General features: G+C 70.0%; 23 protein-coding genes and 5 tRNA genes. 12 read left to right on the forward strand and 16 right to left on the reverse strand.

Going from position 1 to position 25,739, the window contains the following annotated elements; genetic code table 11:
* Nucleotides 1-30: 30 nt before the first annotated feature.
* Entirely contained in the window at nt 31-783 is a 753-nt protein-coding gene (locus tag U9J66_RS23530; RefSeq protein ID WP_026125087.1) for an IclR family transcriptional regulator, read from the forward strand.
* Nucleotides 784-893: 110 nt separating this feature from the next.
* Here U9J66_RS23530 and U9J66_RS23535 read toward each other — a convergent pair.
* From U9J66_RS23535 to U9J66_RS23555, 5 genes are all read right to left on the reverse strand, one after another.
* Nucleotides 894-967, reverse strand: a tRNA-Val gene (locus U9J66_RS23535).
* 20 nt (nt 968-987) lie between these two features.
* A tRNA-Cys gene (locus U9J66_RS23540) sits at nt 988-1,062 on the reverse strand.
* Nucleotides 1,063-1,107: 45 nt separating this feature from the next.
* Nucleotides 1,108-1,180, reverse strand: a tRNA-Gly gene (locus U9J66_RS23545).
* Between the two features lie 70 nt (nt 1,181-1,250).
* Nucleotides 1,251-1,323: transfer RNA gene (locus U9J66_RS23550), tRNA-Gly, on the reverse strand.
* A 188-nt stretch (nt 1,324-1,511) separates the two neighbouring features.
* Nucleotides 1,512-1,943 carry a roadblock/LC7 domain-containing protein gene (locus U9J66_RS23555; protein WP_014913584.1) on the reverse strand — a complete coding sequence of 144 codons (432 nt, stop codon included), beginning with the start codon at nt 1,941-1,943 and terminating at the stop codon, nt 1,512-1,514.
* 391 nt (nt 1,944-2,334) lie between these two features.
* Here U9J66_RS23555 and U9J66_RS23560 point away from each other — a divergent pair, with 391 nt between their 5' ends.
* Nucleotides 2,335-3,177 carry an aminotransferase class IV gene (locus tag U9J66_RS23560; protein ID WP_326338781.1) on the forward strand — a complete coding sequence of 281 codons (843 nt, stop codon included), beginning with the start codon at nt 2,335-2,337 and terminating at the stop codon, nt 3,175-3,177.
* Nucleotides 3,178-3,303: 126 nt separating this feature from the next.
* Here the strand turns inward: U9J66_RS23560 and U9J66_RS23565 are convergent, their stop codons facing one another.
* Nucleotides 3,304-3,726 (reverse strand): SsgA family sporulation/cell division regulator, encoded by a 423-nt coding sequence (locus tag U9J66_RS23565; RefSeq protein WP_014910549.1) that lies wholly within the window; start codon nt 3,724-3,726, stop codon nt 3,304-3,306.
* A gap of 479 nt (nt 3,727-4,205) precedes the next feature.
* On the opposite strand from U9J66_RS23565, the gene U9J66_RS23570 reads away from it, so the two are divergent.
* Nucleotides 4,206-4,279: transfer RNA gene (locus U9J66_RS23570), tRNA-Val, on the forward strand.
* Between the two features lie 137 nt (nt 4,280-4,416).
* On the opposite strand, the gene U9J66_RS23575 is transcribed toward U9J66_RS23570, so the two are convergent.
* Nucleotides 4,417-4,710 (reverse strand): PGPGW domain-containing protein, encoded by a 294-nt coding sequence (locus tag U9J66_RS23575; RefSeq protein WP_014908330.1) that lies wholly within the window; start codon nt 4,708-4,710, stop codon nt 4,417-4,419.
* 538 nt (nt 4,711-5,248) lie between these two features.
* Here U9J66_RS23575 and thrS point away from each other — a divergent pair.
* Nucleotides 5,249-7,222, forward strand: a complete 1,974-nt coding sequence (thrS, locus tag U9J66_RS23580; RefSeq protein ID WP_026125088.1) for a threonine--tRNA ligase — start codon at nt 5,249-5,251, stop codon at nt 7,220-7,222.
* 76 nt (nt 7,223-7,298) lie between these two features.
* Here thrS and U9J66_RS23585 read toward each other — a convergent pair whose 3' ends face one another.
* The 6 genes from U9J66_RS23585 to U9J66_RS23610 all read right to left on the reverse strand — a co-directional run bounded on the left by U9J66_RS23585 (nt 7,299) and on the right by U9J66_RS23610 (nt 14,467).
* Nucleotides 7,299-7,457, reverse strand: a complete 159-nt coding sequence (locus tag U9J66_RS23585) for a hypothetical protein (protein ID WP_014913300.1) — start codon at nt 7,455-7,457, stop codon at nt 7,299-7,301.
* Between the two features lie 101 nt (nt 7,458-7,558).
* A complete protein-coding gene (locus U9J66_RS23590) occupies nt 7,559-8,239 on the reverse strand; it encodes a hypothetical protein (protein WP_042283650.1) in 681 nt (226 codons plus the stop codon).
* A 307-nt stretch (nt 8,240-8,546) separates the two neighbouring features.
* Entirely contained in the window at nt 8,547-9,410 is an 864-nt protein-coding gene (locus U9J66_RS23595; protein ID WP_042283653.1) for a serine/threonine-protein kinase, read from the reverse strand.
* A gap of 203 nt (nt 9,411-9,613) precedes the next feature.
* The gene (locus tag U9J66_RS23600; protein ID WP_017535036.1) at nt 9,614-10,771 is read right to left on the reverse strand and encodes an acyl-CoA dehydrogenase family protein; all 1,158 of its coding nucleotides are present in this window, start codon (nt 10,769-10,771) and stop codon (nt 9,614-9,616) included.
* The gene (locus U9J66_RS23605; RefSeq protein ID WP_326338784.1) at nt 10,768-12,849 is read right to left on the reverse strand and encodes an acetyl/propionyl/methylcrotonyl-CoA carboxylase subunit alpha; all 2,082 of its coding nucleotides are present in this window, start codon (nt 12,847-12,849) and stop codon (nt 10,768-10,770) included. Before U9J66_RS23605 ends, U9J66_RS23600 begins: the two co-directional genes overlap by 4 nt.
* A 7-nt stretch (nt 12,850-12,856) precedes the next feature.
* Nucleotides 12,857-14,467, reverse strand: coding sequence for a carboxyl transferase domain-containing protein (locus U9J66_RS23610; protein ID WP_326338827.1), 1,611 nt, complete (start codon nt 14,465-14,467; stop codon nt 12,857-12,859).
* 156 nt (nt 14,468-14,623) lie between these two features.
* Here U9J66_RS23610 and U9J66_RS23615 point away from each other — a divergent pair, with 156 nt between their 5' ends.
* Nucleotides 14,624-15,205 carry an SACE_7040 family transcriptional regulator gene (locus tag U9J66_RS23615; RefSeq protein WP_014913331.1) on the forward strand — a complete coding sequence of 194 codons (582 nt, stop codon included), beginning with the start codon at nt 14,624-14,626 and terminating at the stop codon, nt 15,203-15,205.
* Between the two features lie 102 nt (nt 15,206-15,307).
* Entirely contained in the window at nt 15,308-16,777 is a 1,470-nt protein-coding gene (locus tag U9J66_RS23620; RefSeq protein WP_326338785.1) for a catalase, read from the forward strand.
* A gap of 58 nt (nt 16,778-16,835) precedes the next feature.
* Here the strand turns inward: U9J66_RS23620 and U9J66_RS23625 are convergent, their stop codons facing one another.
* Nucleotides 16,836-17,279: a hypothetical protein gene (locus U9J66_RS23625; RefSeq protein ID WP_326338786.1), complete on the reverse strand. Its 444-nt coding sequence runs from the start codon at nt 17,277-17,279 to the stop codon at nt 16,836-16,838.
* A 304-nt stretch (nt 17,280-17,583) separates the two neighbouring features.
* On the opposite strand from U9J66_RS23625, the gene U9J66_RS23630 reads away from it, so the two are divergent.
* Nucleotides 17,584-18,957 carry an NAD(P)/FAD-dependent oxidoreductase gene (locus tag U9J66_RS23630; protein WP_014912714.1) on the forward strand — a complete coding sequence of 458 codons (1,374 nt, stop codon included), beginning with the start codon at nt 17,584-17,586 and terminating at the stop codon, nt 18,955-18,957.
* On the opposite strand, the gene U9J66_RS23635 is transcribed toward U9J66_RS23630, so the two are convergent.
* Together U9J66_RS23635 and U9J66_RS23640 are read right to left on the reverse strand one after the other, a co-directional pair.
* Nucleotides 18,945-19,595, reverse strand: a complete 651-nt coding sequence (locus U9J66_RS23635) for a metal-sensitive transcriptional repressor family protein (RefSeq protein WP_326338787.1) — start codon at nt 19,593-19,595, stop codon at nt 18,945-18,947. The genes U9J66_RS23630 and U9J66_RS23635 overlap by 13 nt on opposite strands.
* A gap of 53 nt (nt 19,596-19,648) precedes the next feature.
* Nucleotides 19,649-19,939 (reverse strand): metal-sensitive transcriptional regulator, encoded by a 291-nt coding sequence (locus U9J66_RS23640; RefSeq protein ID WP_017535043.1) that lies wholly within the window; start codon nt 19,937-19,939, stop codon nt 19,649-19,651.
* Between the two features lie 286 nt (nt 19,940-20,225).
* On the opposite strand from U9J66_RS23640, the gene U9J66_RS23645 reads away from it, so the two are divergent.
* From U9J66_RS23645 to U9J66_RS23665, 5 genes are all read left to right on the forward strand, one after another.
* Complete coding sequence (locus U9J66_RS23645; protein WP_326338788.1) at nt 20,226-21,620, forward strand: hypothetical protein; 1,395 nt, start codon at nt 20,226-20,228, stop codon at nt 21,618-21,620.
* A 61-nt stretch (nt 21,621-21,681) separates the two neighbouring features.
* Nucleotides 21,682-21,927: a DUF2630 family protein gene (locus tag U9J66_RS23650; RefSeq protein WP_014911967.1), complete on the forward strand. Its 246-nt coding sequence runs from the start codon at nt 21,682-21,684 to the stop codon at nt 21,925-21,927.
* Between the two features lie 108 nt (nt 21,928-22,035).
* Entirely contained in the window at nt 22,036-22,713 is a 678-nt protein-coding gene (locus U9J66_RS23655; RefSeq protein WP_326338790.1) for a DUF4126 domain-containing protein, read from the forward strand.
* 44 nt (nt 22,714-22,757) lie between these two features.
* Nucleotides 22,758-23,435, forward strand: coding sequence for an HAD family hydrolase (locus U9J66_RS23660; protein WP_326338791.1), 678 nt, complete (start codon nt 22,758-22,760; stop codon nt 23,433-23,435).
* A 213-nt stretch (nt 23,436-23,648) separates the two neighbouring features.
* Entirely contained in the window at nt 23,649-25,655 is a 2,007-nt protein-coding gene (locus U9J66_RS23665) for an acetoacetate--CoA ligase (protein ID WP_042283670.1), read from the forward strand.
* The last annotated feature ends 84 nt before the right edge of the window (nt 25,656-25,739 follow it).

The raw sequence follows: 25,739 nt of genomic DNA on the forward strand, positions 1-25,739 counted from the left end.
AGAGAACGAAGAAGGGGTGACGAGGCGAGCATGGGCGCCGGAGGCGGAAACCAGGGACGCACGCTCGACCGTGCGCTGGACGTGCTCGAATGCCTGGAACGCGCGCGCGGTCCGCTGCGGCTGAGCGACATCGCCAGGGAGACCGACCTGCACCTGGCCACCACACAGCGGACGGTGAACCAGCTCGTGCGGCGTGGCTACGTCCAACAGGGGCGTCTGGGGTACTCACTCGGCCCGGTGGTGCTGGGGCTGGCGCACGGCTTCGTGGTCAACGACCGGATGAGCACGATCGCCACGCCGGTGCTCACCGAGCTCTCCGCGACCACGCGGCTGACCTCCTCCGTGTTCGTCCGCTCGGGGGACGAACGCATCCTCGTCGCCCGTGTCAGCGGAGCCGATCCCCTCCGTTACCAGTTCCCGATCGGACGGCGCGTGCCGCTCGACGTCGGTGGTGGGAAGGTGCTGCTCGCCGCCTGGCCGGACGAGGAGATCGAGGACTACGTTCGCCGTTTCCCGGAGGTCGCGTTGGCCTCGGGGCGGGTCCAGGGGGAGCGGGCCCTGATGGAGGACATCCGCAGGGTGCGCGAGAACGGCTACCACCTCTCGGAGTCCGAGCGGGAACTGGGCGCGCTGAGCCTGAGCGTGCCGGTGTACGACGCCGACAAGGAACTCGCCGGGGCGCTCAACCTGGTGACGACGACCGACGTCACCAGCGCGGAGGAGCTGCTCACCTGGTTGCCCGAGCTGTCACGGGGGGCCGGGGCCATCGGCGCTCGCATCTGAGCCGGTCGCGCGGTCCGAGTCCTCCCGGCGGGGGAGCGGTGCGCCCGGCTCGGACCCCGGGAACGACGAAGGCCGGGATCCGTGTGGATCCCGGCCTTCGGCCTTACCTGTGGGCGATACAGGACTCGAACCTGTGACCCCTACCGTGTCGAGGTAGTGCTCTAGCCAACTGAGCTAATCGCCCCTATGGAAATGTGGTACGCATGGAGCCGGAGACGGGAATCGAACCCGTGTGCAGGGATTTGCAGTCCCTTGCCTCAACCACTCGGCCACTCCGGCTGGAGGCACGGGGGGCCGAGCGGCACCCATGCGTGCCTTTCTCCGAGCGGACGACGGGATTCGAACCCGCGACCCTCACCTTGGCAAGGTGATGCTCTACCAGCTGAGCCACGTCCGCATGTGGTACGGGATCTCTCCCGTCCCTGGATCCTACCGTGTCGCCGAGGCGATCGTGTTCGGACCCTTCGAGCGGACGACGGGATTCGAACCCGCGACCCTCACCTTGGCAAGGTGATGCTCTACCAGCTGAGCCACGTCCGCGCGGCGAGTGTTCCGTGGCCTCCGGTTCTTCCCGGTGCCGCGTCCCTCGCTGCGTTAAGAACTCTAGCGGATCTTCGGGCAAGTGCGAAATCGACTTCCCCACGGGGTTCCGTGCCCTGCCGTGGCGGACCGTCGAGGTCCACCGCGGCGGCAGGGGCGGATCCCCGCGCGTGCGTACGGAACGAGGATCAGTTCTCCGCCTGCGCGGGGGTGGAGGGCATGTCCGGCCGGGGTGGGGCGGACAGGTACTGACCGACGCGCTCGATCACCTTGTTCATCTCGTAGGCGATCAGGCCCACGTCGCTGTCGGCGTCCGACATCAGGGCCATGCAGGCGCCCTCGCCGGCGGCGGCCACGAAGAGGAAGGCGCGGTCCATCTCGATGATGCTCTGGCGGATGTCGCCCGCGGAGAACTGCCGACTGGCCCCTCCCGCGAGACTGTGCAGTCCGGAGGCGATGGCCGAGAGGTGTTCGGCGGCGGGGCGGTCCAGGCCACTGGAGGTCGCCATGAGGAGCCCGTCGGTGGACAGGACGATGGCGTGCTGAGTGCCCGAAGCGCGAGTCAGGAGGTCGTCCAGCAGCCAGCTGAGTTCTCCGCGGGCGGTGCTCGGTTGGGTCATGTCTCTCTTTGCTCTGTCGGAGGCGGGGCCTTGTGTGTTCTGGAGCGCGTGCTCTGCGGGACGTTCCGGGGAGGTCACCGTCGTGGGGGTACGGCCACCGGTCCCGCATAAGCGTTGCCCAGATGATAGTCATTCGTAACTTATCTGTCCGGCCATCGTTCGTGGGACGGGGCGGAACACCGGCGTGTTCCGGTGTCCGGACCAGCGAGAACGGGGTCGCGAAAGACGGTGTGGAGAGGCCTCGCGGCCGGTGCCGGTCACAGGTCTTGTCAGGGGGGACGGCGCCGGGTAGGGCCCGGTTCGGGGCATCTCCCGGCGGGCACCCGCTCCGAAGTGGCAGGATTCGAGGATGACACCGGCCCGACCAGGGCTCTTGAGAGTGGGGGTTGCAATGAGGGTGTGGATCGCCGGAGCCGGCCATGGGCGTGGCGCGGTGCTGGAGGAGAAGGACGCGCTGATTCCGGTGGTCGACCACGGCGTCACCGTCGGGGACGGCGTCTTCGAGACGGTCCGGGCGCGGAACGGGCGTCCGTTCGCGTTGACCCGGCACCTGAAGCGGCTGGCGCGTTCCGCGACCGGCCTGGGCATGGACGAGCCGGACCTGGAACTGATCGCCGACGGCGTCGCCCGGGCCCTGGAGGCCAACGCGGAGGTGACCGACGCCCGTGTGCGCATCACCGTCACCGACGGGACCGGGCCGCTGGGTTCGGGCCGCGGGGAGGGGGAGCAGACCATGATCGTGGCGATGTCGCCCTTCCCCGGGATCGCCCCGCACACGACCGTGGCGCTGGCTCCGTGGCCGCGTAACGAGTTCGGGGCCCTGGCGGGGCTCAAGACCACCTCCTACGCCGACAACGTGCGCGCGCTGGCCTACGCGAGCGAGCGGGGCGCGAGCGAGGCGATCTTCCGCAACATCTCGGGGAACCTGTGCGAGGGCACCGGCAGCAACGTCTTCGTGGTGCTGGACGGCCGGCTGGTCACCCCGCCGCTGTCGGCGGGGCCGCTGGCCGGCATCACCCGCGAGCTGGTCCTGGAGTGGTTCGGCGGCGAGGAGGAGGACGTTCCCATGGAGCGTCTGCCCGAGATCACCGAGGCGTTCCTGACCTCCACCGGGCGCGACGTACAGCCGATCCTGGCCATCGACGACCGGACGGTGTCGTCGGAGCCGGGGCCGATCACGCTCAAGGCGATGGCGGTGTTCGCCGAGCGTTCCGCGGACGACCAGGACCCGTGACCGGGGTCCTCGGGAACGGGAACGAGTGAGGGGACGACGCCCAGGCGTCGTCCCCTCACTCTTCCGCCGATGTGTCGGTGCCCCGCTCGCGCCGCCCCACGGGGGTGCCGGGCTCCGTTCCACTCTCTAGGAGTGGAGGTGCTGCTGGATCTCCTCGTCGAGGTCGACGAAGCTGCCCTCCTGGCCGGCCGGGACGATCTCGTAGGTGCGGTGGAGGAACTCGGCGAGGGGGGAGACCTGGGTGTCGAACTCCGCCTGACCGAAGGGAGAGGAGAGGGAGATGCTCACCGAGCGCTCTCCACCCTCGCTCTTGGAGGGCCACACCCGGACGTCGCCCTCGCCGACGGGGCGCACGATGCCCACGGTGAGGAGCTCGCGGGCGAAGATCCACTCGACGGGGCTGTCCTCGCCGGTGTGGAAGGCCACGCGGATCGCGTACGGGTCGTCAGCGCTGTAGTCGAGTCGCGCGACCAGGGGAACCGCGGTGCGCTCCGGGACCACGAGTCGCAGGCCCAGCTCGGCGGTGGCAGTGATATCGCTACTGTTCATGTTCGCCAAACCTTTTCTCGTCCGGCCCAGGCGTTCCTGGGGCGCCGGCCGGTTGCCGTCTCACTCGCTCCAACGCGCTTGTCCGCGGATCATGACGTGAGTACGGAGACTTTCTTGGTCGGTGGGACCGGAGGTCTCGCTGCCCGCCCAGCGGGCCCAGCGCGCCGCGGGGCGGCACCACGATCCTTCGTCACTGTAATGACCAGGGGAAACCAAAGATTTCCCCATGATGGGTGGCCCGTGTCACGCGGAGGTCAACTCGTGGTCGTCCTCGGAGGGGTCGTGAAGCCGGGAACTCCTACTCATCGCGGGGATCAGGGGCGTCCGTGGAACTCCAATGGGGGTCTTCATGTCGATAATGTGACCTCGGTCACGTCTCTTCGGGGGCGGCTCGGTGGTCGAGTTGCGAGGCACCCTCGAACATGCGCTAGAGTTCTACATGTCAGGCCGACGAGGCCGGACGGGGGCCCAGGCCCGAGGGGCGATTAGCTCAGTTGGCTAGAGCGCATCGTTCACACCGATGAGGTCACTGGTTCGAGTCCAGTATCGCCCACCTCGAAGAGGGAGCGGATCCGATCGTTACGGATCCGCTCCCTCTTTTTTCGTTTCGGTCGTCTCAATGCCGGGCAACGTGCGACTTTGCTCCACGGCCCCGATTTCGGCGGCCACCCCCTCCGGGAAAGGTCCCGCCTATTCGTCGGGGGTCCGTCCACGTCGCGCGGCCCGCCGGCGGCGCATCCGCCGCAGATGGTCGTCCTTGGTCCGAAGCGCCCACCGTTCGGCGCGCAGGGTCCAGACCTTGGCCGGATGGAGGAGGCGCCGAGCCCAACGGAACTCGGTACTGAGGATGAGCAGCCCCAAGAGGATCGAGGCGATACCGGGGCCGGGGATCACCAGCATGACGATCCCGGCGACGACGACCACCGCGCCCACCGTCCCGACCAGGATCCGCCAGGGCAGGTGCAGCACCGGGTGGGTGTGCATGCGTCGGCGGAAGAGTCTGAGCCGCGCGCGCAGCCTCCTCCACCGGCGTACCCGGGTGCGGTGCCGGTGGGATGTCTCCGTCGCTGGAGGTCCGTCTGGAGGACTCGGTGACATGCGCTCACAGTATTCGGTCGTTACATCTGATGGCATTCGGGTCACGAACTCGGTGCGGCGTCGGATGTCTGCCGATTCTCACCGATCTCGTGATGCGGATCAATGCCCTGAGGAAAAGACCGGAAGATCACGAAGAGTCCGATAGGTCCTTGGTGGAGGCCCCGCCGCCAGGGCTTCGAAGGGCCTCGGAGCACCTCGTCCCCCCGGCCCGGATCGCCCCGATTCTCCGACCGAATCACGGGTGTCCGTTCTGGATTCCCCGCCCCGACGGGCCCCGAGCGGCCGATGGGGGGATCGTCCCCGGGCCCTGTGGACGACGGGGCGACCTCATCACGGAGCCGATAGCATCGGTGACGAAACACCAGGCCGCCGTCACCGGCGGCCGGTGCGTATCCATGACATCGACGTATCCCTGGGAGTCACCGTGTCCGCCGCGTCTGAGCTGCATATCACCCTCGCCGGAACCTCGCGTGCGGTGGCGGCCACGACCACCGCGGGCCAGGCACTGGAGGCGGACGGCAAGACCGTGATCGCCGCCCTGGTCAACGGTGAACCCCGCGACCTGGCCCTGGAGCTCTCCGACGGCGACACCGTCGAGCCGATCGCGATCGACTCCGAGGAGGGACGGGCGATCCTGCGCCACTCCACCGCGCACATCCTCGCCCAGGCCGTGCAGGAGCTCTTCCCCGAGGCGAAGCTGGGCATCGGCCCGCCCGTCGAGAACGGCTTCTACTACGACTTCGACGTCGCCGAGCCCTTCACCCCGGCCGATCTGAAGAGCATCGAGAAGAAGATGCAGCAGATCATCAAGCAGGGGCAGCGCTTCGACCGGCGCGCGGTCTCCGACGACGACGCCCGCGCCGAGCTGTCCACCGAGCCCTACAAGCTGGAGCTGATCGGTCTCAAGGGCGGGGCCGCCGAGGCGGCCGACGGCGCCTCCGCCGAGGTCGGCGCCGGCGAGCTCACCATCTACGACAACGTCCACCCGCGCACCGGCGAGCTGTGCTGGAAGGACCTGTGCCGGGGCCCGCACCTGCCCACCACCCGGGTGGTCCCGGCCTTCAAGCTCATGCGCACCGCCGCCGCCTACTGGCGCGGCAAGGAGACCAACCCGCAGCTCCAGCGGATCTACGGCACCGCCTGGGAGAGCAAGGACGCGCTCAAGGCGTACCTGACCTTCCTGGAGGAGGCCGAGAAGCGCGACCACCGCAAGCTCGGCTCCGAGCTCGACCTGTTCTCCATCCCGGACGAGATCGGCTCCGGACTGGCCGTCTTCCACCCCAAGGGCGGCATCATCCGCCGGGTCATGGAGGACTACTCGCGCAAGCGCCACGAGGAGAGCGGCTACGAGTTCGTCTACTCGCCGCACGCCACCAAGAGCACGCTGTTCGAGAAGTCGGGGCACCTCGACTGGTACGCGGACGGCATGTACCCCCCCATGCAGCTCGACGGCGGTCAGGACTACTACCTGAAGCCGATGAACTGCCCGATGCACAACCTGATCTTCGACGCGCGCGGGCGCTCCTACCGTGAACTGCCGCTGCGCCTGTTCGAGTTCGGCACCGTGTACCGGTACGAGAAGTCCGGCGTGGTGCACGGCCTGACCCGCGCCCGCGGCTTCACCCAGGACGACGCCCACATCTACTGCACCAAGGAGCAGATGGCGGGCGAGCTCGACTCGCTGCTCACCTTCGTCCTCGACCTGCTGCGCGACTACGGCCTCGACGACTTCTACCTGGAGCTGTCCACCAAGGACCCGGAGAAGTACATCGGCGAGGACGAGGTCTGGGAGGAGGCCACCGGCATCCTCCGTCAGGCCGCCGAGAAGCAGGGCCTGGAACTGGTCATGGACCCGGGCGGCGCGGCCTTCTACGGCCCGAAGATCTCCGTCCAGGCCAAGGACGCCATCGGCCGCACCTGGCAGATGTCCACGATCCAGGTGGACTTCAACCTGCCCGAGCGCTTCGACCTGGAGTACACCGCCGCCGACGGCTCCCGTCAGCGTCCGGTCATGATCCACCGCGCCCTGTTCGGCTCCATCGAGCGGTTCTTCGCGGTGCTCCTGGAGCACTACGCCGGCGCCTTCCCGGCCTGGCTGGCCCCGGTCCAGGCGGTGGGCATCCCGATCGCCGACGAGCACGTGCCCTACCTCCAGGAGATCGCGGCCAGGCTCAAGGCCGAGGGCATCCGGGTCGAGGTCGACGCCGGAGACGACCGGATGCAGAAGAAGATCCGCAACGCCCAGAAGCAGAAGGTGCCCTTCATGCTGCTGGCCGGTGACGAGGACATCAGCAAGGGGGCCGTGTCCTTCCGCTACCGCGACGGCTCCCAGAACAACGGCGTCCCGATCGACGAGGCGGTCGCCGAGATCGTCGCCACCGTGCGCGAACGCCGCTGACCGCGACGGTCCCCTGAAACCACGGAGCGCCCGTTCCCCCTCGTGGGGGCGGGCGCTCCTCGTGTTCTCCAGGGGGTCAGTTCCGCTCCCGGCGGTCGCGGGGCGCGGGGTCCTCCTTGAAGAGATCCTCGCGGGAGATCTGCGCGGTGGCGTCGGGGTCCGCCGTGGTCTCCTCCTCGTCGTCGCGGAACAGATCCGCGCGCGAGATGCGGTGCGTGGCGTTGGGGTCGCTCATCGGGTCCTACTCCTCGTGGTTCGGGCAAGGCGGATTTTATCGGGACCACACCGGGTGGCCGAACGTCCGGGTGCGTGCGCCGGGGGTAGTCGTGTCCGGGCTCAGGAACCGGCGGTGTTGAGCCCCCACGCCCGGCCGGGGATCCGGTCGACCAGATCGATCAGATAGTCGGCGGCGGTCAGGGCACGGGCGGGGTCGAGTCGCATCGGCGCCCAGGTGAGGACGTGCCCGCCGGAGAAGCGGACCGGGAGCGACCGGGAACGACAGTCCGACAACAGCCACGCGACGGTCCCCCGGGTCAGGACGGCGCGGGCGAAACGCTCGTCGTCACCGCTGGTGTGAAAGGCCCCGGCGAAGGCGCGGTCGATCTCCTCCGGTTCTCCGCGACCGTCGAACGACACGGTGCGGGACAGATCACGGCGGTGGATCTCCAGTTCCGCGCCCGGGCCGGGCGCGCGCACCGCCACGATCCGGTGGGGGCGCGGCGCGGGACCGTCCCCTCCCCGGCCGGAGGGGCGGTCGAGCTCGAACAGGGTGACCAGGTGGCGGCCGCGTCGGCCGGTGAGCACGTGGCGTGCCCGGACGCCGGGGGCGCGAAGTTCCCGGGGCAGGGTGGCGTCCGCCAGCGGGGAAGGGTGCTGTTCGACGTAGTCCCAGTCGTGCTCCCGGGCCCATCCGCGCAGCTCGGCGACCCGCTCCTGGCGAAAGTGCGCGGCGACCGTGATCACTCCGGCGGACACCACCACGGCGACCAGGGCGATCAGCGGCAGAGCGCCTTCCATCCGGTGTCTCCTCCGGTGGGGAACGTGTGAGGGCCGGTGGACCCGTGCGAGGCGTCGTGGCGATCCGGGTCGGTCGCGGGCCCGGTGACAGGGGGCCGCGTCGGCCTTACGAGTCCATTCTGTGCCGCCCTCGTCCACTTGTCACCCCCGTGTGATCACTCTTCGCCGTCACCGGTACAACACCGGCCTCGTACACCTCTGGTATCCCGGTGCACGGGCCTCTGGTCGGCCGAGAGACCACGCTCGGTCACCTGTCGTGGTGGATCGGAGGCTCAGAGTGATGCGTGTCCGATTGTGGCCAACCGGGTCACCAGGAACGCCGGGTGAGGGGACCGTCCTGCCGCGGCAGCGATGACAGGAGCTGGGCGGGGGAGGGGCGCAGGACCGGATCCGGGGCCAGCGCCGCGCGCACGATGGGCAGGAGCTCGGCCGGCAGACCGATCAGGTCGGCCTCGCCGCGCAGGATCCGCTCCTCGACCGACGCGACGGGTCCGGTGCCGAACGGGTTGCGCCCGGTGGCGGCGTAGGCCGTCACCTGCCCCCAGTTGAACACGTCGGAGGCGGTCGTGGCGGCCCCTCCGCGCAGACGTTCGGGGGAGACCCATCCCGGGGTGCCCCAGATCCGCCCGCAGGAGGGCAGAGAGGCCGCCGAGGCCGCGACGCCGAAGTCCAGGACACGCGGCCCGGAGGGGGAGAGGACGACGTTGCCCGGCTTCAGGTCCCGGTGCACGAGCCCGGCCCGGTGGATGTCGGCCAGGGCGGTGACCACACCGGAGGCCAGAGCGATGAGGGCCCCCGCCCGCAACGGGCGTACGTGCTCGACCCGCTCGCGCAGGGTCGGACCGGGGACGTGGAGGGTGGCCAGCCAGGGGATCTCCGCCCGGGGCGCGGCGCCCGCGAACCGGGGCACGAAACGGCCGCGCACGCGTCGCAGCGCGGCCACCTCCCGGGCGAAACGTTCACGGAACTCGGGTTCGTCGGCCAGCTCCGGATGCACCGCCTTCACCGACACCGAACGGCCGGTACGAGAGCGACCGAGATAGACGGTCCCCATCCCGCCCGAGCCGAGCCGCCCGAGCAGTCGATAGGGGCCCAGCCTCGTCGGGTCGTGGGCACTCAGGGGGAGGACCTCGGTGGGGTCCTGCGGACGGGGAAAGAGGGAGAGGGGCACTGCGCCGGGACCTCGGGGGCATGAGGGGCCTTGAGCGGACCCATGATGCCGGCCGAACGCGCATCACGCACGGTCGCCCCCCGAACACTCGGATCCCGATGATCTCCAGTGCGCTCTCCAGCCCCTTGAAGTCGTCCACATTCCTTGTGTACAGCGCGGCCCCGGGGACGCCGTTGTCCCCGGGGCCGCGGTCGGTGGGAGTCTCAGGCGGGAAGGCCGAGCTCGCGGGCGATCAGCATCTTCTGGACCTCGCTGGTGCCCTCGCCGATCTCCAGGATCTTGGCGTCGCGGTAGAAACGGCCCACGGCGTAGTCGTTCATGAAGCCGTAGCCGCCGAAGACCTGGGTGGCGTCGCGGGCGTTGTCCATGGCGGCGTTGGAGGCGATCAGCTTGGCGATCGCCGCCTCCTTCTTGAAGGGTTCGCCGGCGAGCATCCGAGAGGCCGCGTCGTAGTAGGCCAGACGGGCGCTGTAGGTGCGGGCCTCCATCTCGGCGATCTTGAACTGGATGGCCTGGTAGCGGGCGATGCTGCCGCCGAAGGCCTGGCGTTCGTGGGCGTAGCGGACGCTCTCGTCGACACAGCCCTGGGCCAGACCGACCGACAGCGCCGCGATGGCGATGCGGCCCTCGTCGAGGATGCGCAGGAACTGGGCGTAGCCGCGACCGCGTTCGCCGACCAGGTTGGCCTCGGGCACACGGCAGTCCTCGAACACCAGCTCGTTGGTGTCGGAGGCGTTCCAGCCGACCTTGGAGTACTTCTGGCCGACGGAGAAACCGGGGGTGCCCTTGGGGACGAGGATCGAGGAGATCTCCGGCCGGCCGTCCTCGCGTTCACCGGTCACGGCGGTCACCGTGACCAGAGCGGTGATGTCGGTCCCGGAGTTGGTGATGAACGACTTGGTCCCGTTGATCACCCACTCGCCGTTCTCCAGACGGGCCGTGGTCTTGGTGGCACCGGCGTCGGAGCCGCCATCGGGTTCGGTCAGCCCGAAGGCGCCCAGGGCCTCGCCGGAGGTGAGCCGGGGCAGGTAGGTCTTCTTCTGCTCCTCGGTACCGAAGCGGTGGAGGGGCATGGCGCCCAGCGACACCCCGGCCTCCAGGGTGATCGCCACGGAGGAGTCCACCCGGGCCAGCTCCTCCAGGGCCAGGCACAGGGCGAAGTAGTCGCCGCCCATGCCGCCGTGCTCCTCGGGGAAGGGCAGCCCGAACAGGCCCATCCGGCCCATCTTGGCGACGATCTCGTAGGGGAAGGCGCCGCGCTCGTAGAAGTCGCCGATCACCGGCGCGACCTCGGTCTGCGCGAAGGTCTCCACCGCGGCCCGCAGATCGGCGTGCTCGGTCGAGAGTTCGTGGCGGTTCATCGCTGCTCCTCGGTGGAGGTGGAAGGGGTGTCGGCCGGGTTCTCGGGTTCGACGGTGACCAGGACGGCGTCCATGGGCACGGAGGAACCGGTGCGGACCGCCACGGAGGCGACGGTCCCGTCGATCGGGGAGGGCACGGAGTGCTCCATCTTCATGGCCTCGACCACCGCCAGGGTGGTTCCGGCGGTGACCGTCTGCCCGACCCGGACCGGTACGTCCAGGACGGTGCCGGGCATGGGGCTGCGGACGGTGCCGTCGGCGGCCGCGTCGTCCTCGCGCAGCGCCGCCGTCACCGGTTCCTCGTGCAGGCTCCAGGCGGCGCCCTCCAGCCCCAGCCACCGGTGGGCGGTGGCTGGGTCGTCGGCGCGGGCGTAGGTGACGGTGGTGTCGGCGTCGGTGATCGTGAGCCGGGTGCCGTCCGCGGAGCGGCGGGCCCCGAGCGCGACCGGCTCCCGGTCGGCCAGGGCGACCAGGTAGCGCCCGGGGGCGCCGTCGCGTCGGACCCGGACGACGACGGCGTCGTGGCCGGGGGCCCGCAGTCTCCACGGGGTCCAGGCGGGGCCGCCCATCCGCCAACCGTCGGGTACGGCGAACCGGTCGGCGGTGGGGCCGATCTCCAGGTCGAGCTGGTGGTCCAGGGCGGCGGCCATGGCCACGGAGGAGAGGAGGTCGGGGGCCTCCTCGGGCGGGTCGGAGGCGATGAGGTCGGTGCTCAGGTCGCCCGCGATCACCCGGGGGTGGCGCAGGAGGCGGCGCAGGTAGGCGGTGTTGGTCACACAGCCCAGCAGCCGGTAGGAGGCGAGCGCGGCGTCCATCCGGTTCAGGGCCTCGGCACGGTCCGCGCCCCAGGTGACGACCTTGGCCAGCATCGGGTCGAAGTCGGAGGTGACCGCCCCGCCCCGGGCGATGCCCGAGTCCACCCGCACGTGCGGGCCGGAGGGCTCCTCCAAGAGCAGGATCGGCCCGCCCGAGGGCAGGAAACCGCGGTCGGCGTCCTCGGCGTAGATCCTGGACTCCACCGCGTGCCCCTCCCAGGAGACGTCCTCCTGAGCGAAGGGCAGGGCCTCGCCATAGGCCACGCGTACCTGGAGTTCCACCAGGTCGACGCCGCGCTCGCCGCGTACGGCGACGACCTCCTCGGTGACCGGGTGCTCCACCTGGAGGCGGGTGTTCATCTCCAGGAAGGAGAAGGACAGGCCTCCGTCGGGGTCGGTCTCGGCGATGAACTCGACGGTGCCGGCGCCCACGTAGCCGCAGGATCGGGCGGCGGCGACGGCGGCCTCGCCCATGGTCCGGCGCTGCCCCTCGGTGAGCAGGGGGGAGGGGGCCTCCTCCACCACCTTCTGGTGCCGGCGTTGCAGGCTGCACTCGCGTTCGCCCAGGTGCAGGACGTGGCCGTGCGCGTCGGCCATGACCTGGACCTCGATGTGGCGGGGCCGCCGGACGAGCTTCTCCACCAGCAGGGTCGCGTCACCGAAGGAGGCCAGCGCCTCTCGGCGGGCGGCCGCGGCGTCGGCGAGCAGGCTCTCGGGCGCGTACACGGAGCGCATGCCCTTGCCGCCGCCTCCGGCGGAGGGCTTGATGAGCAGCGGGTAGCCGGTCTCCTCGGCCGCGCGAAGGAGTTCGTCGTCGTCCAAGGGCTGTCCGGGTTTCTCGGCGAAGCCGCCCAGGACGGGCACCCCCGCCGCGGCGACGGTGTCCTTGGCGCGGATCTTGTCGCCCATGGCCTCGATGGCCGAGGCGGGCGGGCCGATGAAGACCAGGCCGGAGTCGGTGCACGCGCGGGCGAAGTCGGCGTTCTCCGACAGGAAGCCGTAGCCGGGGTGCACGCCGGTGGCCCCGCAGTCCAGGGCCAGGGCGACGATCCCGTCGGCGTCCAGGTAGTGCTCCACCCTCAGAGCGACGTCGGCGGCCAGGGTGTGCGGGGCCTCGGAGTCGGCGTCGGTGTAGACGGTGGCCGGGCTGATGCCCATGCGGCGCAGGGTACGCATGATCCGCAGCGCGATCTCGCCCCGGTTGGCGACCAGGACGCGCGCGACTCCGTGACTCCCCGAGATGGTGCGTGGTGTGGTGGTCAAGGGTTCCTCACATCCGGAAGACGCCGTAGCCCACGGGGTCCAGGGGCGCGTGGCGGGCGGCGGACAGGGCCATGGCGAGCACGTCGCGGGTGTCGACGGGGTCGATGACACCGTCGTCCCACAGGCGGGCGGTGGAGTAGTAGGGGCTCCCCTGCTCCTCGTACTGGTCGCGGATGGGGGCCTTGAAGGCCTCCTCGTCCTCGGTCGACCACTCCTCCCCGCGCGCCTCCTTCTGGTCGCGGCGCACGGTGGACAGCACCGAGGCGGCCTGTTCACCGCCCATCACGGAGATGCGGGCGTTGGGCCACATCCACAGGAAGCGGGGGGAGTAGGCGCGGCCGCACATCGAGTAGTTGCCGGCGCCGAAGGACCCGCCGATCACCACGGTGAACTTGGGGACGCGGGCGCAGGCCACGGCGGTGACCATCTTGGCGCCGTGCTTGGCGATACCACCGGCCTCGTAGTCGCGGCCGACCATGAAGCCGGAGATGTTCTGGAGGAACACCAGCGGGATCGAGCGGCGGTCGCACAGTTCGATGAAGTGGGCGCCCTTGAGCGCGGACTCGGCGAACAGGATGCCGTTGTTGGCGATGATCCCGACCGGGTGGCCGTTGATGTGCGCGAACCCGGTGACCAGGGTGGTCCCGTACTCGGCCTTGAACTCGGCGAATTCGCTGCCGTCGACGATCCGACCGATCACCTCGCGCACGTCGTAGGGGGTGCGGGTGTCGGAGGGGACCACGCCGTAGAGCTCCTCGGGGTCCAGCGCCGGCGGACGCGGTTCCCGGGTCTCCCAGGCGGGCGGGTCGAGCGGGCCGAGGGTGTCGGCGATGGTCCGGACCCGGGCGAGGGCGTCGGCGTCGTCGTCGGCGAGGTGGTCGGTCACCCCGGAGACGCGCGAGTGCAGGTCGCCGCCGCCCAGTTCCTCCGCGGTGACGACCTCGCCGGTGGCGGCCTTCACCAGGGGCGGGCCGCCCAGGAAGATGGTGCCCTGCTCCCGGACGATGACCGCCTCGTCGCTCATGGCGGGGACGTAGGCGCCGCCCGCCGTGCACGACCCCAGGACCGCGGCGATCTGGGGGATGCCCATCCGGGACATGGTGGCCTGGTTGTAGAAGATGCGGCCGAAGTGCTCCCGGTCGGGGAAGACGTCGTCCTGCATGGGGAGGAAGGCGCCGCCGGAGTCGGCGAGGTAGACGCACGGCAGACGGTTGTGCAGCGCCACCTCTTGGGCGCGCAGGTGCTTCTTCACCGTCATCGGGTAGTAGCTGCCGCCCTTGACGGTGGCGTCGTTGGCGACCACCACCATGGGGCGTCCGGCCACGCGCCCGATCCCGGCGATCATGCCGGCGCCCGGCGCGTCGTGGCCGTCCGCGCCGTAGAGGCCGTAGGCGGCCAGCGGGGCGATCTCCAGGAAGGGGGATCCGGGGTCGAGAAGGAGGTCGACGCGGTCTCGGGGGAGGAGTTTGCCGCGCTCGACGTGGCGGATCCGGGTCTTCTCGGGGCCGCCGAGGGCGGCGGTGTCGATCCGTTCCCGCAGCTCCAGCGCGAGGGCGCGGTTCGCGGCGTCGTTGGCGGCGAACGCGGGCCCGGCGGTGTCCACCGCCGAGCCGAGCACAGGTGCCCTGCTCATGGTGTCCTCTCGTGGAGGGATGTTAATGCTCACTAACAAAGGTGATGTTAGTAACTACTAACATGGGTGTCCAGGGTGTGCCGACATCGGACGCCGAACGAGGCCGGACCGGCGAGAGCGCGGGTGAGGGGCGGGTGGACGATGGCCAGGGAGATGGGAAAGCGGAGGACGGCGATCCTGCGGGCGGCGGCCCGCCTCTTCGCGGCGCACGGCTACCGGGGGGTGACCATCGACGACCTCGGGCGCGCGGTCGGTACCACCGGCCCCGCCCTCTACCGTCACTTCCCCGGTAAGGAGGCCCTGCTCGGGGCGGTCCTGGTGGACATCAGCGAACGTCTGGCCGCGCGCGGACGTGCCCTGGTGGCCGAGGCCGACGGGCCGGAGGAGGCGCTGCGGGCCCTGTTGCGGGGCCACATCGAGTTCGCCTTGGACGAGCCCGACCTCATCACCGTCCACGATCGTGAACTGGGCAACCTCACCGAGGAGGACCGGCGTACGGTCCGCCGGCTCCAGCGCGGCTACGTGGAGGAGTGGGTCGGTGTTCTGGAGAAGCTGTGTCCGAACGTTCCCGGGCCCACCCTCAGGGCGTCGGTGCACGCGGCCTTCGGGCTGCTCAACTCCACGCCGCACAGTCGAGGGGAGCTCTCCCGGGAGGCGATGGCGGACCTGCTCCTGGAGATGGGGGGCGCGGCCCTGCTCTCGGCAGGGGCGACGGTGAGATAGCCCCTCGTTGTACGTGGCTTGACCGGCCTCCGGGTAGATCCGCGCACGAGGCCCCGGACCGGGCGTCCGGGACACGTGCCCAGCTTCCCGAGGAGAGCCTTCATGGTCGACGACCGGTCCGAACCCCAGGACACGACCACCACCAACGCCGGTATTCCGGCCCCCAGCGACGAACACTCCCTGAGCGTGGGGCGGGACGGCCCGCTCCTCCTCCACGACGCCTATCTCATAGAGAAGATGGCGCAGTTCAACCGGGAACGGGTGCCCGAACGCGTGGTGCACGCCAAGGGCAGTGGCGCCTACGGGACCTTCCGGGTGACCGAGGACGTCAGCGCCTACACCTGTGCCGACCTCTTCCAACCCGGCCGCGAGACCCCGATGCTGGCCCGGTTCTCCACGGTGGCGGGGGAGATGGGCAGCCCCGACACCTGGCGCGACCCGCGTGGCTTCGCACTGAAGTTCTACACGCGGGAGGGGAACTACGACATGGTCGGCAACAACACGCCGGTCTTCTTCATGCGGGATCCCCAGAAGTTCCAGGACTTCATCCGCTCTCAGAAGCGTGATCCGCGCACGGGCCTGCGCGACAACACCATGCAGTGGGACTACTGGTCCCTCTCCCCGGAGTCGGCGCACCAGGTCACCTGGTTGATGGGGGATCGAGGTCTTCCGAAGACCTGGCGCCATATGGACGGCTTCAGCTCGCACACCTACCAGTGGATCAACGCCCGGGGCGAGCGTTTCTGGGTCAAGTACCACTTCCAGACCGACCAGGGCAACGACTTCCTCACCCAGGAGGAGTCGGATCGCCTCGCCGGTGAGGACGCGGACCATCACCGTCGCGACCTCTTCGAGGCGATCGAGCGCGGAGAGTACCCGTCCTGGACGCTGCGCATGCAGATCATGCCGGTGGCGGAGGCCGCCGACTACCGGTTCAACCCGTTCGACCTGACGAAGGTGTGGCCGCACGCCGACTATCCACTGATCGAGGTCGGGCGTATGACGCTCGACCACAACCCGGAGAACCACTTCATCCACATCGAGCAGGCCGCCTTCGAACCGGCCAACCTGGTGAGGGGCATCGGCGCCTCGCCGGACAAGATGCTGCTCGGAAGGATCTTCTCCTACCCGGACACCCATCGTTACCGGATCGGGGTCAACTACAACGAGCTGCCGCCCAACCGGCCCCGGGTCCGTGTGCGCTCCTACTCCAAGGACGGGCACATGCGTCACGACGCCCCCGATACCGGGGCGGTCTATCACCCCAATTCCTTCGGCGGGCCCGACGCCGTACGCCAGGAGGGGGAGGAACAGGCCGGCTGGCGCGTGGAGGAGGCCGACCTGGTGCGGGAGGCCTACACCCCGCACCGTGACGACGACGACTTCGTCCAGCCGCGCGCGCTGATCCGCGACGTCATGGACGACGCCGCCCGGGGCAGGTTGGTCTCCAACGTCGTCGGGCACCTGTCGTCCGTCACCGATGACGGGGTGCTCTCGCGTGCCCTGGACTACTGGCGTTCGATCGACGCCGAGACCGGTGAGCGGATCGCCAGGGGCGTCCGCGGCGCATGACCGGGACACGTGAAGGGGCGGACGGCCACGGCCGTCCGCCCCTCGTCATCGCGGCCCGTCAGGGAAGCAGACCACCGGTCACGCCCTCGATGGGCTGGGTGAGGTCGCTCGGGACCTCGGCGGGCAGTTCGGCCGGGGCCTCGGCGGGAACGTCGACGGGGGCCTGGCCGACGACGTCCTCCACGGGCTGGGTGGCGTCGGCCGGGGCCTCGCCCACGATGCCCTCCACGGGCTGGGCGACGTCGGCCGGGACCTCGGCGGGCAGTTCGGCCGGGACCTCGGCCGGGATCTCCGCGGGTACCTCCGCCGGCAGCTCGGCCGGGGCCTCACCGACGACGTCCTCCACCGGCTGGGCGACGTCGGCGGGCGCCTCGGCCGGGATCTCCGCCGGAGGCCGCTCGGGGGACGGGTCGGCCCCGGCGGCGAACGCCGCCCCGGCACCGAACACGGTCATCCCTCCGGCCAGTACGGTCGTGGCGGCGATCTTGGTGAACGGACGCATACGCGTTCCTTGCCCCTCTCCATGAACACGGGTCGGCACATTCTGTTCGTGCTCGACCACACACAGTCACCTAGTGTTCGGGGTGCGCGACCAAGGGCGGGTTTCGTCGGGTTGAAGTCCCCGTATGCCTTTTCGGGCGAGGACCAATGGGGGTCAAAGTCCCGGAAACGACTCGTGTGGGAGGCAGAGGAAATCCGACCGGACCCGTACGTTCGGCAGGGGCGAAGTGGGTACGCCCCCCGTTCAGGGCCCCTCTAAGGCCCGGGACGTCCCGACCCCGACACGGAGAAGGAGCGGTGAACACATGTCTCGGCCTCGGATCGTGGTGGTAGGAGCGGGTTTCGGTGGACTTCACACCGTTCGCCATCTGGAACGCCGTATCCCGAACGGGGCGGCCGACATCGCGCTGGTCGCTCCGCACGACTACATGCTCTACAGCCCGCTGCTGCCCCAGGTGGCCTCGGGTCTGCTCACCCCCCAATCGGTGGCCATGTCGGTGCACCGGCTCACCCGCAAGACCCGCTTCGTCCCCGGCCACGCCATCGGTGTCGACCCACGGGAACGCGTGGTGGTGGTGCGTCGCCCCACCGGAGAACTGATCCCCTGTCCCTACGACCGGCTGGTCCTGGCGCCGGGCGGGGTCACCCGGGAGTTCGACATCCCCGGCCTCGCCGAGCACGCCTACGGGGCCAAGACCCTGGCCGAGGCGGTCCTGCTCCGCGACCACGTCCTGGCTCAGCTGGAACTGGCGAACGACTCTCGAGACCCGATCGAGCGGGAGGAGCGCTGCCGGTTCGTGGTGGTCGGCGGCGGCTACACGGGGGTGGAGACCGCCGCCTCCCTGATGCGCCTGTGCGAGGAGGCCGCGCGTCGCTATCCGGAACTGCGCTCGGTGATCCGCTGGCATCTGGTCGACATCGCCCCCAAGGTGCTGCCCGAGCTGGGGGACCGGCTCGGCCGTAAGGCCATGGACCTGCTCCGGGGGATGGGCATCGAGGTCAAGCTCAAGGTGAGCGTCCGCGAGGTGAGCGCGGACAAGGTGGTGCTGACCGACGGCCGCTCCCTGCCCTGCCGGACGTTGATCTGGACGGCGGGCGTCTCACCGAGCCCGCTCATGGAGACCCTGGACAAGCCGACGATGCGGGGGCGTCTGGAGGTCGGTACCGACCTCTCCGTTCCGGGGCTGTCGGACGTCTTCGCCCTCGGTGACGCGGCGGCGGTGCCCGACCTGTCGAGCGCCGACAGCGCCTACTGCCCGCCCACGGCCCAGTACGCCGGTCGTCAGGCGGAGGTCGCCGCGCACAACGTGGTCGCCTCGGTCCTGGGCCGACCTCTGCACGAGTTCAAGCACAAGGACATGGGGCTGGTGGTGGACCTGAGCGGTAGGGACGCGTTGGCCCGGGTCCTACGGTTCGATCTGAGCGGACTGCCCGCGTTGGCGGTCACGCGCGGCTACCACGTGGCCTCGGTGCCCTCCACCACGGCGCGGGCGCGGATCGTGGCCAACTGGGGGATCAGGGCGGTCACCGGAGGCGAGGTCTCCCGTCTGGGGTTCGCCGACGGCGGTCGCCCCTCGTCGTTCGTGGCAAAGGAGACGGTCGACTACCTGGACGCGGAGGGCTCGCGTCGGGAGGGCGCCCGGCTGCTCGACAACGAACGGGCCCGTTACGGGGACTGATCGGGAACGTCGGCCCCGGAGGCGTCTTCGGGGGCGGAGGAGGCCCGTCGGCGTAGGTACAGGATGAGGGCGGTCGTCGCGGCGACCAGGAACAGGGCCGCGGCGATCCGCGCGTTGGAGAGGCTCCCCGGCAGGTCGGCCAGGTAGCGGCGGCTCGCCGATTCGGGGTCGGCCAGGACCGTCACGACGAACGCCGCGGACAGGACCATGGTGACGACGAGCGCCGTGATCCCCGCCGTCCCTCGGAGCCCCAGACGGCGGCGTAGGACCCCGCCGGCCTCGATGATCCGGGTCACCCGGGCCAGGCGCAGTGTCCCCGCGGTCCGGACCAGGCGTAGGACCTGGGCCGGGCCGAGGGTGAAGAGGAGCGCGGGCACGGTGAGCACGGCGATGAAGGTGGTCCACCTGTGCGTGCGCAACCACGCGCGTTTGTCCTTCGCCAGGACGATGAGCAGGATCCACTCCGCCCACAGGGCCAGTCCGGCCGCCCAGTTGACCTGGCGGCCGATCCGGCCCCATATCCCCTCGCCCCACAGGTCCAGGAAGATCGCGGGAACGGAGACGGCCGCGCACACCATGACCGGGAGGGCCAGGTGGCGCTCCAGAGCGCTCGAACGGCTGTTCTCGGTGGGGGGCATACGCGAACGTCGATCCTCGGGAGACCCGTGGGGCGGGGGATGTGGCGGAACGGTCAGGAGCGGACGAGGCGGGCGATCGCGTCCGATGCCTCGCGGACCTTCTCCTCCGCCTCGTCGCCGCCGTTGGCGACGGCGTGGGCGACACAGTGCTTGAGGTGCTCGTCGAGCATGGACAGCGCGAACGAGCGCAACGCCTTGTTGACCGCCGAGGTCTGGGTGAGGATGTCGATGCAGTACTGGTCGTCCTCGACCATGCGCTGGAGTCCGCGGATCTGGCCCTCGATGCGGCGGAGTCGGTTGATGTGGCTCTGTTTGTCGCTGCTGTAACCGTGGGTCGCCGTCATACCTTCGTTCCCGTGTAGTACCTGCTCAGCTGTCATCAGAATACCCCCTCGTGGTATTGAAGGCCGGGGTTCGGCCTTCTATTCCGCCGCGGGGTCCTGGGGCGAGGGCGATTCGCCCTCAATGGGGTCACAGTAGGAGTTTCCCAGATCGATGGGCCGGTCGCTTCGACATGTCGGACCCCCCCTCCCTTATCGTTGCTCTGGGTAGTCGTTTGGTTTCGATAAGTAACTTGGAGTGCGGATGTCACTACAGACCACGAGGGTCCGTCAGACGGGGGTGGCCATAGTGGCGTCTGTTCTGTTGGCGTCCGGGGCCGTCGCCGCGGGGACCACCTTCACCGCCAGGGACGCCGCCGCCCAGCCCGCCACGCCGTACGCCTCCAGCACCTGGGGCAGCCTCACGCTCGATCCCTCGGTCTACGGGGACGGGGCCGTCTCCGGAACCCTGACCGAACTGGAGGTCAGCGGCCAGGGCAACGAATCATGGGACATCAACACCGGGCCCGGTTCGAACATCTCCAACAATCTGACCTCCGCCACCGGCACCGCCGAGGTGAACGTGCAGAGCGGTCCGGAATCGGGCATGTCCAACGCCAACGGCGCCTTCACCAATCTGGACGTGCCCCTACCGGTCGGTGGGGGAGTGGCCGCCGGCCTGGTCGCCCAAGGGCCCACGCAGCCCGACGGTCAGCACCGTCTCCTCTCCGTCTCCACCTGGAACAACCGGGTGCAGTGCGCCCCGCCCGCCGGGGTCATCATCCAGGACTCCACCACCGCGCCGTTCTTCCTCGGCCGACTGATCAACGCGCCCGCCCCGAACTCCGCGGGCACCGCCGTCACGGAACTCGACTTCCCGGGCGACTACGGGGACGGGATCACCAACGCCCACGTCACCGTGACCATCACCCACGTGTACGAGATCGAGGACCCCTTCATCGGGCACGCCCGCACCGACTACACGGCGGTCGTCCAAGGTCAGGACGCGAACGGGAACCCCGTGGGGGCACCGGAGACGCTCTTCGACATGACCCTCGGTGACGTGCGCGCCGACTGCAATCAGATCGCCCCCCAGACGCCCAGCCCGGAGCCGACCCCGACTCCGACCCCGACGCCGTCGCCGACCGAGTCGCCCTCACCGAGTCCGTCTCCTTCACCCAGCCCTTCGCCTTCTCCGAGTCCCTCACCGTCTCCGTCGCTCAGCCCCAGCCCGAGCCCGTCACCCACTCCGTCTCCGAGCCCGAGCCCGTCACCCACTCCGTCTCCGAGCCCGAGCCCGTCACCCAGCCCCTCACCTTCGCCTTCGCCGTCTCCGAGTCCTTCGCCCAGCCCCAGCCCGTCCCCGAGTCCCAGCCCGTCTCCGACCGAGTCTCCGAGCCCGAGTCCGACGCCGTCGCCGACCGGGTCGCCGTCTCCGAGCCCGACCGGGTCGCCCACGCCGAGTCCGTCTCCGACCGAGGAGCCGACGGGTTACCCGACGCCGACGGAGGGGCCGACCGAGGAACCGACGGGCTACCCGACACCGACCGAGGAGCCGACGGAGAAGCCGAAGCCGCCGTCCCACGGGTACGAGCCCACGCTCCCGGTCACCGGCCCCGGAGTGGCGGCGCTGATCATCGGGGGTCTGGCCGCGATCGGAGCGGCCCTGGTCGCGTTCGTGGTCTCCCGTAAACGTTCGGTCTGAATCGGGTGATCCCCGGGCCGGAGCCCTTGCCCCGGCCCGGGGACGCGTCGACGATGACGGTATGAGCGACAGCGCCGAACAGGACATCATGACGACCATTCGCGGTCTGATGGACGAGGAGCACGCGCTCCGCTCCGACCCGGATGGTCTGGATCGAACCTCTCGCGCCCGGATGAAGCAAGTCGAGGAGGCGCTCGACCAGTGCTGGGATCTGCTGCGTCAACGCAGGGCGAAGGACGAGTACGGACAGGACCCGGAGGAGGCGAGGGTCCGCCCGGCCTCCGAGGTCGAGAACTACCGCCAATAGCGTCGAACGCGAAACCGGGAGCCTCCGGCGAGCGTCAACAACGATGAGTGCCGGTCCGAGGGTTCGGGCCGGCACCCTCTTTCCGTTCGGCGCGCACGAAGGAACCGCATGTTCGCCACCCTCACCGGCCTGGGCCTGTCCTCCGCGGCGGGGCTCAACGCCTACATCCCCCTCCTCCTGGTCGGGCTGGTCGCCCGCTTCACCGACCTGATCCCGCTCGGTCCCGCCTGGGCCTGGTTGGAGCATCCCGTCACCCTGATCAGTCTCGGGGTGCTGCTGGTCGTGGAGTTCGCGGCCGACAAGTTCCCGGCGCTGGACAGCGTCAACGACGTCGTCCAGACGATCGTCCGACCGACCTCGGGCGGCATCACCTTCGGCGCGGGCGCCTCCACGGTGGAGCTGTCCGAGATCACCGGCGAGGCCTCCGGGGCCGCCGTGTCCTCCGGCGGGGTGGACTGGGGGCCGGTGATCGCCGGCGTGCTCATCGCTCTGGCCTTCCACCTGGTCAAGGCGTTGTCGCGGCCGGTGATCAACACGATGAGCCTCGGCTGCGCGGCGCCGGTGGTCTCCTTCCTGGAGGACGTCGTCAGCTTCCTCACCTCGTTGATGGCCATCCTCCTTCCGGTGCTCATCCTCATCGTGTTCCCGGCGATGGTGTTCGCCGCGGTGTGGGTGGTGCGTCGACGTCGACGGCTACGGTCCGAACGTCGCGACCGGCGCGGTTCGGACCCCGAGGAGGCCCTCCAAGGCGGCGATGACCTGGAGGATCCTCGGCGAGAGTGGTGAAAACCGCGTATCGCGAACGGACGTTCGGTCGTAAAGTGCATCCAATGGCTGAGATGACATCCGAGAACCACGACCCCCACCACATCGTCTGGGACTGGAACGGAACCCTGCTGGACGACAACCACGCCAACCTCGCCGCGGTCAACGCCGTCTGCGCGAGCTTCGGCCGTGAGCCGGTGGAGATGGACCATTGGCGTTCGATCTTCCGGCGTCCGCTCATCCCCTGCTACGAGGAGCTGCTGGGACGGACCTTCGCCGAGGGCGAGTGGGAGCGGGTCGAGAAACTGTACGACGAGAGCTACGTGAGCCACCTGCCCACCTGTGAGTTGGCGCAGGGCGTTCCCGACGTCCTCCACGCGTGGGCGGGGGAGGGACGCACCCAGTCGCTGCTGTCCATGGCCACCCACGAACACCTGGTCCCGCTGATCGCCGAGCGCGGTCTGACCTCGCACTTCACCCGGGTCGACGGGCGCAAGTTCGCCACGGTGAAGGACTCCAAGGCCGAGCACCTCATCGACCACCTGCGGCGTCAGGACCTGGACCCCTCCCGGGTCGTCCTCATCGGGGACATCGACGACGACGCCCGCGCCGCCCGCGAGGCCGGGGCCCGCACGGTCCTGGTCGCCAGCGGCCTGATGGCCCGTGAGCGTCTGGAGGCCACCGGCGCCCCCGTCGTCGACTCTCCGGCCGAGGCGGTGGCGGCGGTCCGTGCCCTGAGCTGACCCTCCGTGACCATCGTCCGCTCCGGCGGGCGGACCCCGTTCTCGCGCGTCGTCGAGGGCGGGGTCCTCGCGTTCGGGCCGCCCCACGGTGACCTGCGAACACCGGTGGGCCGGGCCGGACGCCGAAACCCGGGCCGGCGCGTGAGCGCGGATACGCGGTGTTGTTAGATGGGTCTCAAAGCAACACGTTCACGCGATTGGGAAGGCGGGCCAATGACGGAGAGCAGCGTGCCCCGTGTGCTCTGGGAGCCCGACGAGGAACGGATCGAGTCCTCCAACGTCGTCGCGTTCGCACGATGGGCCGCACGGGAGAAGGGGGTCGAGGCCTTCGGCTCCGGCGGGTCCACCGCCGTCCGCGACTTCGACTACGACGCCCTGTGGCGCTGGTCGGTCACCGACATCGACGGTTTCTGGGCGTCCATCTGGGAGTTCTACGGGGTCCGGGCCGACACCCCCTACGAGGCGGTCCTGGCCGACCGGAGCATGCCGGGCGCCGAATGGTTCCCCGGTTCGACGCTCAACTACGCCCGGCACGTCTTCGAGGGGCGTGACGACGACACCGTCGCGATCCGGCACGCCACCGAGCTGCGTCCGCTCTCCGAGTGGACCTGGGGCGAGCTGCGCGAGCGCACCGCCGCCATCGCCTCGGGGCTGCGCAGGCTGGGTGTGGGCGAGGGCGACCGCGTCGCGGCCTACCTGCCCAACCTGCCGGAGACCATCGCCGCCTTCTACGCGGTGGCCTCCCTCGGCGCGATCTGGTCCTCCTGCTCGCCCGACTTCGGCGTGCGCAGCGTCATCGACCGGTTCGCGCAGATCGAACCGAAGGTGCTGCTGGCCGTGGACGGCTACCGCTACGGCGGCAAGGACTTCGACCGCCGACCGGTGGTCGAGGAGCTGCGAGAGGCCCTGCCCACGGTCGAGCACACGGTCCTCCTCGACAACCTCTCCTCGGGCGCGACCCTGGAGGGCACCCTGCCCTGGTCCGAGCTGGAGGCCTCCGGCTCGGGCGACGCGCTGAGCTTCACCCCCGTCCCCTTCGACCACCCTCTGTGGGTCCTCTACTCCTCGGGGACGACCGGTCTGCCCAAGGCGATCGTCCAGGGTCACGGCGGCATCCTGCTGGAGCAGCTCAAGAACCTGAACCTGCACCTGGACGCCCAGGAGCACGACCGGGTCTTCTGGTACACCACCACCGGCTGGATGATGTGGAACTTCCTGGCCAGCGTCCTGCTGACCAAGGCCTCCATCGTCCTGTACGACGGCAGCCCCTCGACCCCCGCCTCCGGCCTGGACACCCTGTGGGAGCTGGCCGCCGACGCCGGTGTGACGGTCTTCGGGACCAGCGCCGGGTTCCTGTCCTCCTGCATGAAGGAGGGCGTCCACCCGCGCGAGGGGCGCGACCTGTCCGCGCTCAAGGCGATCGGCTCCACCGGCTCCCCGCTCAGCCCCGAGGCCTTCTCCTGGGCGTACGAGGAGTTCGGATCGGACCTGTGGCTGTTCTCCACCAGCGGCGGCACCGACATCTGTAGCTGTCTGGTCGGCGGTACCCCGACGCTCCCCGTCTACGAGGGGGAGATCCAGTCCCGGGGCCTGGGCATGGCGGTGGCCTCCTGGGACCCCGAGGGCAAGGAGCTCATCGGCGAGGTCGGTGAACTGGTCGTCACCGAACCGGCCCCCTCGATGCCGGTGTACCTGTGGGGCGACACCGACGGCGAGCGTCTGCGCGACAGCTACTTCTCCGTCTACCCCGGTATCTGGCGGCACGGCGACTGGATCGAGATCACCGAACGCGGCACGGCGATCATCTACGGGCGTTCGGACTCGACCATCAACCGCGGTGGCGTGCGCATGGGCACCAGCGAGATCTATCGCGCGGTCCTGTCCCTGGACGACGTCCTGGACGCCCTGGTCGTCGACGTCCCTCAGGGCGACGGCTCCTCCAAGATCGAACTGTTCGTCGTCCTGCGCGAGGGCGCCGACCTGGAGGGCGACGTGCCCAAGGAGATCGCCCGACGGATCCGCACCGACTGCTCGCCCCGCCACGTTCCGGACCGGGTCCGGGCGATCGCGGCGGTACCGCGCACGCTGTCGGGCAAGGTGCTGGAGGTCCCGGTCAAGCGCATCCTCATGGGCGAGCGGCCCGAGAAGGTGGCCAGCCGCGATTCGCTGGCCAACCCCGAGGCGCTGGACCACTTCAGCGACCTGGCCGAGCGGGGCTGACCCGCTCCGACCGGCCGGGGCGGAACGTCCACTCCGCCCCGGCCGGTCGAAGGCCGGCGGTACGGGGCCTCGCACGAAGAAGGG

The organism is Nocardiopsis sp. LDBS1602, assembly GCF_035818715.1.
GTDB lineage: Bacteria > Actinomycetota > Actinomycetes > Streptosporangiales > Streptosporangiaceae > Nocardiopsis > Nocardiopsis alba.